The organism is Phenylobacterium koreense (assembly GCF_040545335.1).
GTDB lineage: Bacteria > Pseudomonadota > Alphaproteobacteria > Caulobacterales > Caulobacteraceae > Phenylobacterium > Phenylobacterium koreense.
Genome location: NZ_JBEPLU010000005.1, coordinates 17,991 through 34,812 on the forward strand (window position 1 = coordinate 17,991; position 16,822 = coordinate 34,812).

Annotated in this window: 12 protein-coding genes; 5 read left to right on the plus strand and 7 right to left on the minus strand. The window is 66.0% G+C overall.

Annotation, left to right across the window (positions count from 1 at the left end; genetic code table 11):
- Window positions 1-2 precede the first annotated feature (2 nt).
- The 7 genes from ABID41_RS19035 to hemA all read right to left on the minus strand — a co-directional run bounded on the left by ABID41_RS19035 (window position 3) and on the right by hemA (window position 10,943).
- On the minus strand, window positions 3-1,520 hold the full coding sequence (locus tag ABID41_RS19035; protein WP_354298534.1) for a thymidine phosphorylase family protein: 1,518 nt from the start codon (window positions 1,518-1,520) through the stop codon (window positions 3-5).
- Window positions 1,517-2,884, minus strand: a complete 1,368-nt coding sequence (locus ABID41_RS19040) for an MBL fold metallo-hydrolase (RefSeq protein WP_354298535.1) — start codon at window positions 2,882-2,884, stop codon at window positions 1,517-1,519. The genes ABID41_RS19035 and ABID41_RS19040 overlap by 4 nt, the downstream gene beginning before the upstream one ends.
- A 213-nt stretch (window positions 2,885-3,097) precedes the next feature.
- Complete coding sequence (locus ABID41_RS19045; RefSeq protein ID WP_354298536.1) at window positions 3,098-4,681, minus strand: alkaline phosphatase D family protein; 1,584 nt, start codon at window positions 4,679-4,681, stop codon at window positions 3,098-3,100.
- Between the two features lie 38 nt (window positions 4,682-4,719).
- Window positions 4,720-7,992 carry a TonB-dependent receptor gene (locus ABID41_RS19050; RefSeq protein ID WP_354298537.1) on the minus strand — a complete coding sequence of 1,091 codons (3,273 nt, stop codon included), beginning with the start codon at window positions 7,990-7,992 and terminating at the stop codon, window positions 4,720-4,722.
- Between the two features lie 91 nt (window positions 7,993-8,083).
- Window positions 8,084-9,016 carry a FecR family protein gene (locus tag ABID41_RS19055; protein WP_354298538.1) on the minus strand — a complete coding sequence of 311 codons (933 nt, stop codon included), beginning with the start codon at window positions 9,014-9,016 and terminating at the stop codon, window positions 8,084-8,086.
- Entirely contained in the window at window positions 9,007-9,558 is a 552-nt protein-coding gene (locus ABID41_RS19060; protein WP_354298539.1) for an RNA polymerase sigma factor, read from the minus strand. The genes ABID41_RS19055 and ABID41_RS19060 overlap by 10 nt, the downstream gene beginning before the upstream one ends.
- Before the next feature lie 161 nt (window positions 9,559-9,719).
- Window positions 9,720-10,943 carry a 5-aminolevulinate synthase gene (gene hemA, locus ABID41_RS19065; RefSeq protein WP_354298540.1) on the minus strand — a complete coding sequence of 408 codons (1,224 nt, stop codon included), beginning with the start codon at window positions 10,941-10,943 and terminating at the stop codon, window positions 9,720-9,722.
- A 389-nt stretch (window positions 10,944-11,332) separates the two neighbouring features.
- On the opposite strand from hemA, the gene cyoA reads away from it, so the two are divergent.
- The 5 genes from cyoA (at window position 11,333) to ABID41_RS19090 (ending at window position 16,788) form a co-directional block, all read left to right on the plus strand.
- The gene (cyoA, locus tag ABID41_RS19070) at window positions 11,333-12,301 is read left to right on the plus strand and encodes a ubiquinol oxidase subunit II (protein WP_354298541.1); all 969 of its coding nucleotides are present in this window, start codon (window positions 11,333-11,335) and stop codon (window positions 12,299-12,301) included.
- The gene (gene cyoB / locus ABID41_RS19075; protein WP_435530041.1) at window positions 12,283-14,277 is read left to right on the plus strand and encodes a cytochrome o ubiquinol oxidase subunit I; all 1,995 of its coding nucleotides are present in this window, start codon (window positions 12,283-12,285) and stop codon (window positions 14,275-14,277) included. The genes cyoA and cyoB overlap by 19 nt, the downstream gene beginning before the upstream one ends.
- A gap of 2 nt (window positions 14,278-14,279) precedes the next feature.
- Complete coding sequence (gene cyoC / locus ABID41_RS19080; RefSeq protein WP_354298543.1) at window positions 14,280-14,909, plus strand: cytochrome o ubiquinol oxidase subunit III; 630 nt, start codon at window positions 14,280-14,282, stop codon at window positions 14,907-14,909.
- Window positions 14,909-15,262, plus strand: coding sequence for a cytochrome o ubiquinol oxidase subunit IV (gene cyoD, locus ABID41_RS19085; protein ID WP_354298544.1), 354 nt, complete (start codon window positions 14,909-14,911; stop codon window positions 15,260-15,262). The genes cyoC and cyoD overlap by 1 nt, the downstream gene beginning before the upstream one ends.
- Before the next feature lie 155 nt (window positions 15,263-15,417).
- Entirely contained in the window at window positions 15,418-16,788 is a 1,371-nt protein-coding gene (locus ABID41_RS19090) for an aminotransferase-like domain-containing protein (RefSeq protein WP_354298545.1), read from the plus strand.
- Window positions 16,789-16,822 lie beyond the last annotated feature (34 nt).

Here is a 16,822-nt window from a genome sequence, read left to right on the forward strand (position 1 = left end):
GCTCAGGCCTCCAGATCGAACATCTCGGGATTGGCTGCCGCGTAATCGAGGGCATATGCCAGCTCGCCCGGAGCCTCGGCGTGAACCGAGAGCAGGGGCTGGCCTTTCGCGACCTCGTCGCCGAGCCGCACATGCAACTCGACTCCGGCCGCCTTGTCATCCGGCGCGCCGGCGAGCTTGGCGAGCCGAGCCACGGTCCGGTTGTTGATCTGGACGATCCGGCCGGACCGCGTCGCCGTGATCGCGCGCACCAAGGATGCGCGCGGCGGCGTGCGCAGGCCGCCTTGCGCCTCGCAAATCCGCTGGAACTTCGCCCAGGCCCGGCCGTCGGCGAGGGTCTCCTCGGCGAGCGAAACCCCCTGGGGCGTCGGGGCGACTCCCCCGAGCTCCAGGGCGGCCCCCGCCAAGATGCAGGCCCGGCGTCGCAAATCCGCCGGGGCGTCGGCATGACCCTGCAGGACCGCCAGCACGTCCCACGCCTCCAGCGCCGGTCCGATGCCACGCCCCACGGGCTGAGCGCCATCGGTCAACATGCAGCGCAGCGTTATGCCGAACACGTCCGCTACTTCAGTAAGGCGAGCGCCAAGGTCCACGCCGGCGTCATCGGAACGCACCTTCGCAGTTGGCCCCACAGGAATATCGAGAACCACGTGGGTCGCCCCAGCCGCGATCTTCTTTGAGAGGACCGAGGCGATCAGTTGCCCCTCGGTATCCACGTCCAGCACCCGCTCGACACGGATCAAGACGTCGTCCGCCGGGCTGAGCCGCACTGCGCCACCCCAGACAAGACAGGCGCCCTCCTGTTCCACAACCCGCCGCATCGCCTTCACGTCGAGGTCGACGGGCGCAAGCGTCTCCATGGCGTCCGCCGTGCCGGCGGGGGAAGTGATCGCGCGCGACGAAGTCTTCGGCATCACGAGCCCGTGCGCGGCGGCAATGGCGACCACGATGGGCGTCGTACGATTGCCTGGCAGACCGCCGACGGAGTGCTTGTCGACGACCGCGGGGGCGTCCCAGGTCAATCGCTCTCCGACATCGACCATGGCCCGCGTTAGCGCCACGGTTTCATCGACGTCGAGCGGCAAAGCCGAACAGGCGGTGAGGAAGGCCGCCAGGTGCACGTCGGTGTAGCGGCTAGCGGCCACATCGGTGATGATCGCGGCCAGGGCCGGCGCATCCAGCCGCTGGCCATAGACCCGTCGGCGCACGCTGGACATCGACGCCAACGGCGGAGCGTGCCGGACGCTGACGGCCGCGCCCTCCTCCACTTCGAGCAGATTCCAGGCTGCCTCGGAAAGACCAGCCTCATCCTGCTCCAACAGATCGCGTCCGACCTGGTAGAGAGTCGCCAGAACGTCTCGTCCGCCAGCGCTGAGCAGCACCTGGGCCCGCGCCGCCAGCCCCTCGGAGCGACAGACGTGACAATCCTCGCGCATCAGCACGATCGGGTCGTGCTGCGTATAGAGGCCTAGCCGCCGGGCCCGCACCGTCGGCGGAGCGCTTGCGGCTTCGTTGCTCATGACAGGCGCTGAGCCTCATCCTGCTCGGAGATATGACTGTCCCATCCAAGCGCCTCCGAAATGCGCGACTGAAGCGCCAGCGCAGCCTCAGGTTCCCCGTGCACGATGAAGGTCCGTTTCGGCGGCCGCTCGAAGCCGCCGAGCCAGCGCAGGATTTCATCGGCGTCGGCATGCGCGGATAACGACGGCAGGCTGGCGATCTCGGCGTTGATCGGAATCCATTGGCCGTGGATCTTCACCTCACGGGCGCCGCGGACCAGCGCCTCGCCGCGCGTGCCTGCGGCCTGATAGCCCGCAAACAGCACCGTGTTGCGACTGTCGCGGCCGAAGGCCTTGAGGTGATGGAGCACGCGACCACCCGTCGCCATCCCGCTGGCGGATATGATCACCTTGGGCATTGGGTTGGCGCTGAGCGCCTTCGACTCCTCGACATCGCGCGTGTAGGTCGCGACGGCGCAGGAGGCTCGGCAGACGTCCGGCGGCAGGCGATGATCCTCCATATGCCGATGCAGCAGGCCCGTGGCGTCGATGGCCATCGGGCTGTCGAGGTAGATCGGGATCAGTCCGAGGTGGCCGGCGGCCTTCAGGCGCCAGAAGTGATGAAGCAGTTCCTGCGCGCGGCCGACAGCGAATGCAGGAATAATGACTGTTCCGCCACGCCGGCTCGTCCGCTCCACGATTTCGAGCAGGGCTTCGGCGGGATCGACGTTGTCGTGCTTGCGATCGCCATAGGTGGACTCCACCAGCAGATAGTCGGCGGCGGCGACAGGCTCAGGGTCGGGGGTGATGGGGTCGCCGTAACGACCAAGATCGCCTGAGAACACTACCGTCTGGCCACCCCAGCGGATTTCGGCCGTCGCCGCCCCCAGGATATGGCCTGCATGGCGCAGCGTCAGGTGTGCGCCGTGGCCGAGGTCCATCACCGAGCCAAATGGCACGGGCCGCAGGCGTTCAAGGGCGCGCTCGGCGTCGTGCTTTCCGTACAGGGGCAGCGCAGGCTTGTGGCGCGAGAAACCGTGCCGGTTCGCGAACGCCGCATCGCTCTCTTGGATCTTGGCGCTGTCGAGCAGCATCAGTTCGCAAAGATCAGCGGTCGCGGAGGAGCAGATGACCTCCCCGCGGAAGCCCTCCCGGACAAGGCGCGGCAGGTATCCGGAATGATCCAGATGGGCGTGGGTCAGAATTACGGTGTCGATGCTCTCGGGCTCGATCGGGAACGGTTCCCAGTTCTTGAGCCGCAGCGCCTTTAGCCCTTGAAACAGGCCGCAATCGACGAGAATGCGTCGTCCGCCTAGCTGCAGGAGGTGCTTGGATCCTGTGACGGTCCCGGCCCCGCCGAGCGAGGTAAGGGTAAGGCTGGCCATAACGACTCCGGCTGATGTCCCATGCAACTAGCATCACTGTACAGGGCGCCCCTTGCGCTGCATCAACCGTTAGCTTCCTGAACGCTTGGCATTCGGAAAACTGGCTATCCTGGCGAATCTCGCGCGCAAGACCACCGGCTCGGCAAGGCCGTTCGGCCGTTTCGATCCTTCAACGAGGGAGCCTCGGCTGCCGGGAGCCGCCGTCCGGCTCGATCAGCCATGCAATCCCGGCCGGCGCGGCTCGACCACATACCGCGCAAGCGTGCTGAGTTTTCCCGCCGGCGCCTGGACGCGATCGAGGACCTTCAGCTCGGTGTTCCATTCACGGCGCGTGACGTCGAAGGTCTGATATCCTCGCTGGGCGTTCACCAGGCTCACGTTGGGGCTCCCCCGCAGGATGGCGAGCGTGCCTTCGGTCTCGGCCGAACCATCGCCGCCCGACGTGATCGAGGTCGCCAGGAACTCCGTCGCCGCGGCCGGGCCATCCGGCTCGTCGTCGCGCAGCGGCACCGTCCCGACGGCATGAATATGCGCATCCCCCGTAGCGACGACCACATTGGTTAGACCTGAATCCGTGATCGTCCGGACTAGCCGGCGGCGAGCCTCCGGATAGCCGCTCCAGGTGTCGGTTCCGCCCGGTTGCACGGAGCCGTCGGGCAGCTGCCGTTGATAAGGCATGATGAACACCTGCTGAGCGAGGAGATTCCAGCCCGCCGAATTCCTCAGTCCCGCCGCAAGCCAGGCTTCCTGCCCCGCGCCGAGCATCGTGGCCGAAGGATCATCGACCGCCCGGCAGTTGGGCGCGCCGACGCGCTCGCAGAGCTGATCGCTGCGATAGCTGCGGGTGTCGAGGACGTGCATGCGCAGCAGGCTTCCATAGTCGAACCGACGGTACATGGCTGTGCGGCCCCCGCGCGGGAACTGCGCGCGGCGGACCGGCATGTGTTCGTACCACGCCTGCATCGCGGCCATCCGGCGGAGGGCGAAGAATTCGGGGGGCGTGCCGTCCTGGTCGATGTCCCCAGCGAAGTTGTTGTCGACCTCATGGTCGTCGAAGGAGACGATGAAGGCGGCGGCGGCGTGCGCCGCCTGCAGGTCGGGGTCGGTCTTGTACTGGGCGTAGCGGCGCCGGTAGTCGTCGAGGCTGTAGATCTCTCCACCCACGTGCCGCCGGTCGATGGGCCGGCCGGCCGCGTCCAGGATCACCGGCGGCTTCGCCGGGGCTCCGCCCTCGTAGATGTAGTCCCCGTAGTGGAACACGGCGTCGAGATCGTTTTCCTGGCTCAGATAGCGCCAGGCGGTAAAGAGGCCACCCTGGTAGTGCTGACAGCCCGCGCTGGCCAGGCGGACCCGTTCGGGATGATCGCCCGCCGCCGGTGCGGTCCGCGCCATCCCTGCGGGGCTGGCGTCGGCGGCGCCATCGACCCGGAAGCGATACCAGTAGGGCCGGCGCGGCTTCAGGCCATCGACCTCCACATGGACGCTGTGGGCCAGTTCGGGCCTGGCCAGCACCTCACCCGAGCGGGCGACACGCTGGAAACGTTCGTCCTCGGCGACCTCCCATCGCACGACCACGGCGAGGGGCGGCATGCCGCCGTGCTCGCCAAGCGGCTGCGGCGCCAGCCTCGTCCAGATCACGAAGCCGTCGGGCGCCGGATCGCCGGCCGCCACGCCCAGGGTGAACGGAGTGTCGGAGAAGGCCGGCGCGGCCCAAACGCGGCCGACAAGGCCGGTCATGGCGAGCAGGCCGCCACCGCCGGCGAGAAGCGCACGACGGCCGATCATCAAGCGTTCCATTCCATCACCTCTTTACGGAGCTTGTCTGAGACGGGCGGTCAGAAGACCGCGCGAAGGCCGAAGGTCGCGCTGCGGCCATACTCGCGATGGTCGCCCGCATGATCGGGGATGAAGCCGTTCGGCGTCTCGACCCCGGGCAGGACGATGTTGGTCGGCGCGTTGAGCAGGTTGCGCAGCGAGAAGAAGAGGCTCCAGTTCTGGCGTAACCGCAGGGATCCGGATAGGTCCGCGCTGACCCTGGGCTCTATGAATGAACCGGTCGAAACGCTGTTGAGCTTCTCCCCGGTCCAGGCGGTGTTCAGGTTCAGGCTGAGCGGCCCATGCTTGTAGGCCAGGGCCAGGGTCGCGAAATTCTCGGCCGAGAGGGCGATCGGCACCTCAGGTTTGGTGTGCGTGTAAGAACCGCGCACGGTCAGCCCGCTCAAGGCCCCGGGCAGGTAGCTCAGCGCGTGATTGAACTCCAGTTCGTAGCCTTCGATCTTGATCGACTGGCCATCGACCGTCCGGGTCGTGCGGAAGGTGTAGCCGGCATACTCCTGGCCGGTGTAGCCGAACTCGTCGGCGGTAAGTTCCTCCGTCTGGAAGAGGCCTTTGACCGAGTTGCGGTAATAGTTGAAGGCGATGAGGCCGACCGGCTCGAAGTATTTGGCGACCCGGATCGAGATGTTGTCCGAGATCTCCGGCTCCAGGCCTGGATTGGGCGCGGTCACGACGAGGGCCTCGTCGTTCACCGACCACACGCCGGCCAGGACGTTGACCTCCGGACGGCGGATGGTGCGGCTGTAGCCGATCTGGAGATCGGTGCTGTCGTTGATAGCGAACTTCGCCGAGGCGCTCGGGAAAAAGTAGTCGTACTTGCCCTTTCGATCGATCCGCGGCCGGCTCTCGTACTGGTACTTGATGCCGTCGATGGTGGTGGCCCGGCCGGTGGTGGCCGAAACCGCAAAGCCCGCGCCCTTCACCGCCTCGGCGGACAGTGGGTCGACCTCGCGTGCGCGCGTGCGGGTTTCCTCCCAGCGCAAGCCCGCTCGCAGGGTTAGGCGATCGGTGACCGACGAGGTGGCCATGAAGTAGGCCGCGTTGGTGTCTTCCTCGAAGTGCCGCTCGTTGGCGACGTAAGCCGTATAGTAGTCCGCTGCCGACAGCACATGCTCGAATTGCTCAGGATGGCTCAGCAGAAGTTGCCCGATCTTGTAGTTGCTGGGCATGAAGAGACGATCGGACCCCGAGATCGACGTGTAGCGGAGGCCCATGTCGTTGAAGTTCAGTTCGGTGGCGCTGGCGTTCGCCTGCATGAACTGCGCGACGTTGAGAGGCCCGACATAGCGGTACTGATGAGCGACGCGCTCGTTGCCGAAGTCGTAGACCGCGCGCTTGGCCTTGACGCCGGTCTTGAAGGTGATCGGCGCGATCGGGGTGTGTGTCTCGAAGGACAGATTCAGCGCTCCGCCGGCCATTTCCGTGCGCGCATAGCGGCCGTCCTGGGCCGTGACGACGATGCTGCTAGCCTTGTAGCTGGCCGGATCGGCCCAGTCGGGGCCGCTGGTCTGGACGATCTGGAAGTCGGTCTCCATTAGCCCGCTGCGGGAGGCTGAGAAGTTGCCGGCAGCCGATGGCGCGGTGACCAGGTTGTAGATCGCGCCTTCCCGCCCGAGTGGATTGTAGGTGCTCGAGGAGTCCGAGTACGAGAGGTTGCCGTCGAGGGAGAAATGCTCGCCGGTGAACTCGAAGCTTGGCACGAAGGTCTGCCCCCTGCCGCGCTTGGAGATGATGTTCGACTGAGGAGAGACCCCGAACTTGTCGGCGGGTTGCTGGGTCGTGAAGTCGAGAGCCGCATCGCCGATGACGCCATAGGTCCGGGCGCCCGTGGTGAAGAGCTTGGTGCGTTGCCCTGACCAGAGATAGGCGTCGTTGTGGATCGCAGAGAGCGAAAGGATCAGGTTGTCGCTGGCTCGGTAGTCCAGGGTCAGCGAGGCGGCGAAGCGTGAGACCTCCTGCCCGCGCATGTGCGCGTTGATGGTGGTCATAGCCATCGGGTCGGGGCTGACCGCGTTGGGGACATAGCTCCGCGGATAGAAGGCCTGCTCCATCTCAGTATAGGTGTTCGACTGGCTGACGCTGGCCACCACGCCGAGCCGATGGTCGAAAAAGACATTGGAATATTCGAACTGACCGCTCGGGCTGATACGACGATCATGATCACCCTCGCCGGGGCCGGTGGCCCGATCGTTCCACTGGTCCGAATGGGTGAAGCCGCTGACCTGGGCGACCACTCGCCGCCCCTTGCGATCAAAGGCCCGCTTGGTCCGCAGGTTGATGGTGCCGGCCGGCGCGTTGGCGTCGACGTCCGCGCTGGTGGTCTTCGAAATCTCAATGGAGTCGATGCTGCTGAGCGAGACCTGCTCGAAGGAGAAGGAACGCGAGGTCGACGAGCCGGCGTTGGCGTCGGCAGCCGCCATGCTCACGCCATTGACGGTGACGGCCGTGTACTCAGGCGGCAGGCCCCGCAGACGCACGTAGCGCACCGTGTCGTCCCCATCGCCTTCGGTGTCGACGCCGGGCATGAACTTGATGAACTCGCCGACATTGCCCTCGGCGATGTCGCCGAACGACTCCGATGAGAGGCTGTTCTTGATATCCATCGACTCGCGCTGGCTCATGATCGCGCGCGCGTCGCCATCGCGGACGGAGGCCGTGACGATAACATCTTCCACGACGACAGCTTCTGCGTCGGCCGGACGCCGAAGGCTGATCTCGATATTGGTCGTCGCGCCGGACGCGACATCGACTTTCAGGGTCTGATCGGCGAAGCCCATGAAGCTCACCGTGACCTGCGCCGCGCCCGTGGGCACTTCGGTCAGGCGGAACTCGCCCCGCTCGCCCGAGGTGGTGGCGCGGCTCTCCCCGCCCGAGGTGGTGAGGCGAACGATGGCGTTGCGCATGTACTCGCCACTGGCAGGATCGAAGACCCGGCCGATGACGGAACCATCAGACCGGGCCACGCCCAGGGTGAGGGTGCGGCCGCTGTCGGAGCGGACAGCCAGTCCGCTGCCCTTTAGCCCACGCTGGACGCCCTCACGCGCATCGAAGTCACCGACGACAGCCGCGGTCCGGCGACCGACGAGGTCTTCCTGCGCGGCGAGCAGTTGCAGACCAGATTGCCGGCCGAGTTCCTGCACGCCGCTCTGCGCCGCCTGAGCCGGCACGTCGAAACGGCGCACCTGGGCCTGAGCGCCCCAGGCCACGCCCATCGCGACGACCGACACGCCGCTCGCCCAGACGGCGGCCCCGCGGTGGAGATTGGAGACCATAATCGCACCCCGAAATTTGTGTTTTCGAAGGTGGACGATGAAGCCCGCGGGAACTTCCTCCACGCGGAGGCCAATATTTGTTGTGAAGCTTCTATGACCCCGTCATGGAGCCCAACAGGATTTCGTGGTCATGCACCTCGATCCTCGTCGAAAGGAGCTCGGCATTGGCGCGCGCGAAACCCTCTGCGTCCAAAATTCTGAACACCCCGACCACCCTGCGTTCGGCGATCTCGGGCGCGACGCGGATAGGCCGCGAGCCATACTGATTGAACTCTGCGGCCGCCTCCGAGAGCGTCTCACCGTCCAGCATGATCAGGCCGTCGCGCCAGGCTAGGCGCCGGCGGATGCGGCCAGGGTCGAGTTGGCTCCTCTGCATCGGCTTGCGCTTGTCCAGGCGCAGGCTCCCGCCCTCGGAAAGCAGCATGTCCCGGCTATCGCCCTCCCCACGGATACGCACGGTTCCTTCCGACACCACGACCTCGGTGGAATCGCCGATTTCTCGAACCGAGAATGCCGTGCCAACTGCAGTCACCGTCGCGGTCGAGGTCGCGACGACGAAGGGACGCCCGGCGTCCTTTGCAACGTCGAACCAAGCCTCCCCGGCTCGCAGGTCGATCCGCCGCTGGGCCTCGGAATAGCGCACGACGAGTTGGGTCTGTGAGTTCATCACTGCTTCGGAGCCGTCGGCCATGGGGAAACGGCGCACCTCTCCCCGGACGGTCCGAACGTTCTGTCCCCTTACGAACTGGACGCCCGCGCCCACCAGAACGGCGACGCTGGCGGCGAGGCCGCCGGCCAGCACTCCCCGCCGCCCGATCCGGCGTCGTGGGGCAGATTTTAGATGAGCCGCCCCCACCGCTGCGGCCCAGACGGCCTGTGCGCGCACGAGCGCGCCCTGGCGGCGAGGGTCCCCGGCGAGCCAGAGGTCCAGCGAGATCCGCTCATCCGGCGTGAGGCCGCGATCCATGGCGACCGCCCACTCGGCGGCCTCGCACTCCAGGGCCTTCTGCGAGTCTACCGCCATTCGCGCCGCCTCAAGGCTCGGGGCGGCGCCAACCCATCCTCCGCCGACAGGTCGGCCAGCAAGAGGCGCAGCGCCTTGGCCGAGCGCTTCTCGACGGTGCTCTCCGGCACGCCCAGGCGGCGCGCGATCTCCTTTTGCGGCAAGCCCTCCACACGCCGCATCAACAGGACCTGGCGGAGCTTCTGTGGCAGTCGCTGAATCATGCCGAACACCTGGCGCAGTTCGTCCCTCCCGGCGGCGATCCTCTCGGGATCGGCCCCTTCATCTACGACGAACGAAGACTGCAAATCCGCCACGACCGCAATCGGCGTGATCCGCGCTCGCCGCATCTGTTCGAGTATGACGTTGCGGACGACCGTGAAGAAATAGGCGCGCGGTTCGCGGACCGCGGCCAGGTTGGAGGCTGCCGCGATGCGGGCATAGGCCTCCTGTATCGCGTCATCGGGGTCGAACCCGCCAAGGGTCGAGCGCTGAAGCCAGCGCCGGACGTCAGGCTCGTGAGGCACGATCCGTTCGGCGATCCATGCGATCGGATCGTGCAACGCCATCTCCTTCGGAAGAAGGCGCCCCTTAGTCGGATTGCGCGAAGATTTTACGACGTCGCCGAGCGCTTCCCGCCTTGCTCAGACGGCGAAATCGCGCGGCATCCGACAGCGTCCCGATTCCGCCAGGCTCGGCGGCTACGTCCAACGTGCAGAAGGCCTCAGGCCGCCTGCTGCGCGCCGGGCCAGCCGAGGTCGCGGCCGACGGCGATCAGCGCATTGATCAGCGCGTGCATATGCGCCTCGGTGTGGAAGGGCGTCGGGGTGATCCGCAGGCGTTCCTGTCCGCGCGCGACGGTCGGATAGTTGATCGGCTGGACGTAGATGCCGTGCGCGGCCAGGAGTCGTTCGCTGATGCGCCGGCAGAGATGCGCGTCGCCGACGATGACCGGCAGGATGTGGCTAGGCGTGTCGAGCACCGGCAGGCCGGCCTCCTCGAGCATAGCCTTGAGCCTGGCCGCATTGGCCGCCTGGAGCGCGCGGTCTTCGGGATGAGCCTTGACGTGCTGGACCGCGGCGAGCGCGCCAGCGGCCAGATGCGGGCAGAGCGAGGTCGTGAAGATGAAGCTGTCGGCGAGACTGCGGATCACGTCGATCAGGATGGCCGGACCGGCGACATAGCCGCCCATGACGCCGAACGCCTTGGCCAGGGTCCCTTCGATGATGGTTAGCCGTTGGGCGAGACCTTCGCGTTCGGCGATGCCGCCGCCACGCGGTCCGTAGAGGCCGACGGCGTGGACCTCGTCGAGATAGGTGATGGCCCCGTGCTTTTCGGCCACGTCGCAGATGGCCGCGATCGGGGCGATGTCGCCGTCCATGCTATAGACGCTCTCGAAGGCGACGATCTTCGGGCGATCGGGATCGACGCGGCTCATCAACTCGTCGAGGTGAGCCGCGTCATTATGCCGGAAGATGAGCTTCTCAGCTCCCGAGCGGCGGATGCCTTCGATCATCGAATTGTGGTTCTGGGCGTCGGAGAAGATGACGCTATTCGGAAGAACGCGGCCCAGCGCCCCGAGCGCAGCGAGGTTCGAGATCCAGCCAGAGGTGAAGATCAGCGCCGCCTCCTTGCCGTGGAGCTCGGCCAGTTCGGTCTCAAGCGCGACGTGCTGGCGGTTGGTGCCGGAGATGTTGCGGGTGCCGCCGGCGCCCGCGCCGGAGAGGTCGATGGCTTCGTGCATCGCCGCCAGAACGCTGGGATGCTGGCCCATGCCGAGATAGTCGTTGCTGCACCAGACGGTGACGGCCTGCGCCTGCCCGTCCGGGCGATGCCAGAGCGCTGTCGGAAACGCGCCGGCTACGCGCTCGAGTTCGATGAACGTCCGATAGCGACCGTCCAGCTTCATGCCCGCGATGAGGTCGCGGAACCTTGAGTCGAAATCCATAGCCTTCACCGTTGCGATGCCCCATCGAGGGCAGCCATACATAACGCGCTAATTTGTACGCCCAATTCCCTTACACAATAGACAGGCCACGCCTGGCTATCAACGCCTGCAGCGCGATGGAGCCAGACACTCGCGCCGAACGTCGAGCTGCCTGACTGAGACACTAAATCCTTTAAAATCAATCTATCTCGCCAGAAATTAGGCGGCAGGGCACCACTAACTCGCTCCACAAGAAGGCCTTGGACGCTAGGTTGGGCATTTTGTCCAAGGCGTGCGAGTACCCTTGACCTCCATACATTTGACGGCATTTGTCAGGCCATCGAAACAGACAACACGCCCTAGACAGCCCATCGAGCCGAGGCCGCCACCAGGCTCAGAAGGATATTGATTTGCCGCTCCGCCGATCATCACGGCCTTCCGAAGAGGCTCCGCCGCCGCTCGGCAAGTTGCGGGCCCGCCTTGGCCGCATTGCCCTGCCCCTCCTCTTGCTGCCGCTCTCCGCCTGCAGCCACATGGAACTGCTCAACCCGAAAGGTTCGATCGGCGAGCAGGAGAAGGACCTGATCCTGATCGCCAGCGGCCTGATGCTGCTCGTGGTCATTCCGGTGATGGTGCTGACCCTGGTCTTCGCCTGGCGCTACAGAGCCGGGAACACCAAGGCGACCTATTCGCCGACCTGGGCGCACTCCACGAAGATCGAGGTAGTCGTCTGGTCGATCCCCTGCGTGATCGTCGCCATCCTCGCGGTCCTGATCTGGCGGACCACCCACGCCCTGGACCCCTACAGGCCGCTGGAATCGCAGGTGAAACCGGTCAACGTCGAGGTCGTCGCGCTCGATTGGAAATGGCTGTTCATCTATCCCGACTACGGGATCGCCACGGTCAACCAGCTCACGGTGCCGGTCGGCGCGCCGATCAATTTCCGCCTGACCTCGGCGTCGATGATGAATTCGTTCTTCATCCCGCAACTGGGCAGCCAGATCTATGCCATGGCCGGGATGCAGACGAAGCTGCACCTGATCGCAGACGAGCCGGGCACCTATGCGGGCCGGTCGGCCGCCTTCAGCGGTCCAGGCTTTTCCGACATGCAGTTCAACGCTGTCGCTGTGCCGCATGACGAATTCGACGCGTGGGTGAAGCGCGCGCGGTCGGCGCCAGCCCCGCTCGTCCTGGATGAGGCCGCTTACCGCGACCTCGAGCAGCCCAGCTTCGACACCCCCTCGACGGTCTACGCGCGGGTATCGCCCGGCCTGTTCGACAGCATCGTCGACCGCTTCATGGTCGGACGCATGCCGGCGCTCGCCCTGGAAGGTGGAATTTGCACGCCCGACGGGCTGGCATTGCAGAGGATCTACTAGTGTTTGGGAAGTTCTCGCTCGACGCGATCCCGCTCCACGAACCCATCATCATGGGGACTGGCGTCGTTGTCGTTCTGGCAGGGATCGCCGCCCTTGCCCTGATCACCTATCACCGCAAGTGGGGGTACCTGTGGTCCGAGTGGATCACCACCGTCGACCACAAGAAGATCGGCGTCATGTACTTCGGCCTCGGCCTGGTCATGCTGCTGCGTGGCTTCGCCGACGCCATCATGATGCGCGCCCAGCAGGCGATGGCCGCGAACGACGCGGCCGGATACCTGCCGCCGCACCACTACGATCAGATTTTCACGGCGCACGGCGTGATCATGATCTTCTTCGTGGCCACGCCCTTCATCCTCGGCCTGATGAACGTGGTCGTACCCCTGCAGTTGGGCGCGCGCGACGTCGCCTTCCCGTTCGTCAACTCGCTGGGCTTCTGGCTGTCGGCGGCGGGCGCGGCGCTGGTGATGGTCTCGATGTGGGTCGGCGACTTCGCCGCCACGGGCTGGGTCGCCTATCCGCCGCTCTCGGGGATCGCCTACAGCCCAACCACCGGCGTCGACTACTTCATATGGTCGCTACAGGTTTCAGGGCTAGGCACGACACTGGCCGGCGTGAACTTCGTGGTCACGATCCTGCGCATGCGGGCGCCCGGCATGAACCTGATGAAAATGCCGGTCTTCGTCTGGACCGCGCTGATCACCAACGTATTGATCGTGGCGATCTTCCCGGTGCTGACCGCGACGCTCGGCCTGCTCACCATGGACCGCTACCTGGGCATGCACTTCTTCACCAACGAGCTTGGTGGGAATGCCATGATGTACATCAACCTCATCTGGATCTGGGGCCACCCAGAGGTCTACGTACTGATCCTGCCCTGTTTCGGAGTGTATTCGGAGGTCATCGCGACCTTCTCCGGCAAGCCGCTGTTCGGCTACAAGTCGATGGTCTACGCCACCTCGTCCATCGGCGTGCTGTCGTTCTTCGTCTGGCTGCACCACTTCTTCACTATGGGATCGGGCGCCAACGTCAATGCCTTCTTCGGCATCATGACGACGATCATTTCGATCCCGACCGGCGTGAAGCTCTTCAACTGGCTCTTCACCATGTACCAGGGCCGGATCCGCTTCCACTCGGCGACGCTGTGGACGATCGGCTTCATGTTCACCTTCGTCATCGGCGGCATGACCGGCGTGCTGCTCGCGGTGCCGGGCGCGGACTTCGTGCTGCACAACTCGCTGTTCCTGGTGGCGCACTTCCACAACGTTATCATCGGCGGCGTGGTCTATGGCTGCCTGGCGGGCATGAGCTTCTGGTTCCCCAAGGTGTTCGGCTTCAAGCTGAACGAGTTCTGGGGGAAGGTCTCGTTCTGGTGCTGGTTGGTCGGCTACTGGCTCGCCTTCACGCCGCTCTACATCCTCGGCCTCAAAGGGATGACGCGGCGGATGAACCACTACGACATGCCCGACTGGCAGCCCTATCTGGTCGTGGCCCTGATTGGCGCGGTCATCATCGGCATCGGCATCCTGGCCATCCTCGTCCAGATCTATGTGAGCATCAGGGACCGAAAGCAGAACCGTGACCTGACCGGCGATCCCTGGGACGCGCGAAGCCTGGAATGGTCGACCGCCTCGCCGGCGCCCTTCTACAACTTCGCGCACATCCCTCACATCACCTCGCTTGAGCAGCACTGGGAGGACAAGGAACTCGGCCGGGCCTGGCGCAAGCCGGACCGCTACGAGGACATCCACATGCCGAAGAACACGTCGGCCGGCTTCGTGATCGCCGCCTTCAGCTTCGTCCTGTGCTTCGCGCTCGTCTGGCACATGTGGGCGATCGCAGCGGCAGGCCTGGCCGGCATGTGCGCTGCATTCATCGCCCGCAGCTACGACCGCGACACCGACTATTACGTCCCGGCCGCCGAGGTCGAGCGCATCGAGAAGGAGCGCCACGCGCTCCTGACCAAGGCAGCGTAAGCATGAACATTTCCGTCTCCTCCTCGTCCCTGGCGGTGATCGAGCCGACCACCGCCGAGGCGCACCACGCCCATGATGACGGCTCCAGGACCGTTCTCGGCTTCTGGATCTACCTGATGGGCGATTGCCTCATCTTCGCCTGCCTGTTCGCGACCTTCGCGGTGCTCGCCGAAAACGTCGCCGGCGGCCCGAGCGGGCGCGAGCTGTTCGACCTTCCCTACGTCGCCGTCGAGACGGTCCTGCTGCTGGTGAGCAGTTTCACCTTCGGCGTCGCGGCCCTGAACATCCAGACGGGCGACCCCGGCAGGGTGATCTTCTGGCTGGCGGCCACCGCCCTGGTTGGCGCGGCGTTCATCGGCATGGAGGTTCACGAGTTCGGCCTGTTGATCGGCGAAGGCGCAACGCCTGGCCGCAGCGCTTTCCTCTCCGGCTATTTCACCCTCGTCGGGACGCATGGCCTGCACGTCACGGCCGGCCTCGTCTGGCTCGCCGTGATGATCCACCAGGTCTACCGCTTCGGACTGGACGGGGTCGTGCGGCGGCGGCTCGCCTGCGTCAGCCTCTTCTGGCACTTCCTCGACCTGGTCTGGGTCTGCGTCTTCACCTTCGTCTATCTGCGGGGAGCGATCTGATGGCTGGCGCACGCGCAGCGAGCCATGGCGGACTGAAGGCCTATACGGTCGGGTTTGTCCTGTCGTTGGGGCTGACGGCGCTCTCCTTCGCGGCGGTGATGAGCGGCCTCATCCCCCGGGAGACGCAACTTCCGGCGATCACCGTGCTGGCAGTCATCCAGCTGCTGGTCCAGCTCGGCTTCTTCCTCCACCTCGGCGCCTCGCCCGAGCAGCGGAGCAACACCGCGATATTCGTCCTGACCATTCTGCTGATCGCCACGGTCGTCGCCGGCTCGCTGTGGGTCATCCACAACGCCAACGTCAACATGATGCCGATCCAGATGTCGCCCGAACAGGCGCGCGCCCGGGAGTAGTTCCCCCCTCCCCGCCCGCCCGGAGCCCTCGGCCCTGCCCCGGCCGGGGGCTCTACCCCCACCACTGCCCAAGAGCGGTCCAACAACTCCCACACGGAGGCCACACGCCAAGACGCAACCGTATGCTAAATAGCCGTACATCTGAGGAGGGGCCCATGTGGAAGCCACGGCTGATCGAAGACGCCCGGATGAAGTATCTCGGGATCGTCGAGGCGCTTGAGGCCGATATCCGGCTGGGTCGCGTGAGCCGAGGCGACCGCTTGCCGCCCCAGCGCGCCATCGCCGAGGCGCTGGATGTGGACCTGACCACCGTGACGCGAGCCTTCAACGAAGCTCGCCGGCGGGGCCTGGTGCAGGCGCAGGCCGGCCGGGGCACGTTCATCAGCGAGACGCTCGATAGCGAGGTCCGCGAGCTGGTCCGGCCGCTCATCGACCTGAGCATGAATATCCCGCCGCAACCCATCGACTTCCGCAAGGCCATCCCGAGCGGAGTCGCCGCCGTTTTGAGCAGCGCCCGCGGGTTGCTCAACCTGCACTATCAGGAGAGCACCGGAGCCGAGCCTGATCGCCAGGCCGCCGCCGGATGGCTCGGAAGGCGGATCGAGGGCGTGGCCGCGGACCGGATCGTCGTCACTGGCGGCGCGCAGAGCGCGCTGTTCGCCGTCTGCGACCTGTTGCTCAAGCGCGGCGACGTCGTCGCGGCCGGCGCCATGACCTATCCGGGCATGAAGGCCGTCGCCATCCAGAAAGGACTCACGATCGAGCCGCTGGACATGGACGACCAGGGGATCATCCCGGCAGCCTTCGAAAGGGCCTGCCGCGAACGCGCGCCCAAGGCGCTCTATGTGATCCCGAGCATCGACAACCCGACGACCGCGACCCTGCCGGAAGACCGGCGCCGGGCCTTGGTCACGACGGCGCGCAAGCATGGCGTCGCCATCATCGAAGACGATCCCTACTCGCCCCTTCGCCCGGACCGGCTGGTGTCGTTCGCCGAGCTGGCCAGCGACATCACCTGGCACATCGCGACGCTTTCGAAGTGCGCGACCCCGGCCCTGCGCGTGGCCTATGTGGTGGCGCCCACCAGCGCCAAGGCCCTGCTGCTGGCCGGCGTGCTGCGCGCGACGATTCTCATGGCGCCGCCGCTGATGTCGGCGCTGGCCAGCCGCTGGATCGCCGACGGCGCCCTGGACGACATCGCCAAGGCGATCCGCGCAGAGAACGCCGAGCGGCAGAAACTGGCGACGTCGATCCTGGGGGGGTTCGGCTTCGCAGCCGATCCGCACGGCCATCACCTGTGGATGCGCCTGCCGGGTCATTGGCGCGCCGTGGACTTCGCCGAGCACGCCGACCGCGCCGGCGTCTCGATCGTCCCGAGCTCAGCCTTCGCCACGGTCGCCCATCCGGTCGAGGCCGTCCGGATCTCCTTGGGCGTCGCGCCCGACCGAGGAGACCTGGAGGACGCCCTGACCCAGCTCGCCAGCCTGATCACCCAGCCCTCATTGGGCGCCAGGGCGGTCGTTTAGTCCGGCAGGAGCCTGCGCTCGGGCTGCCAACGGG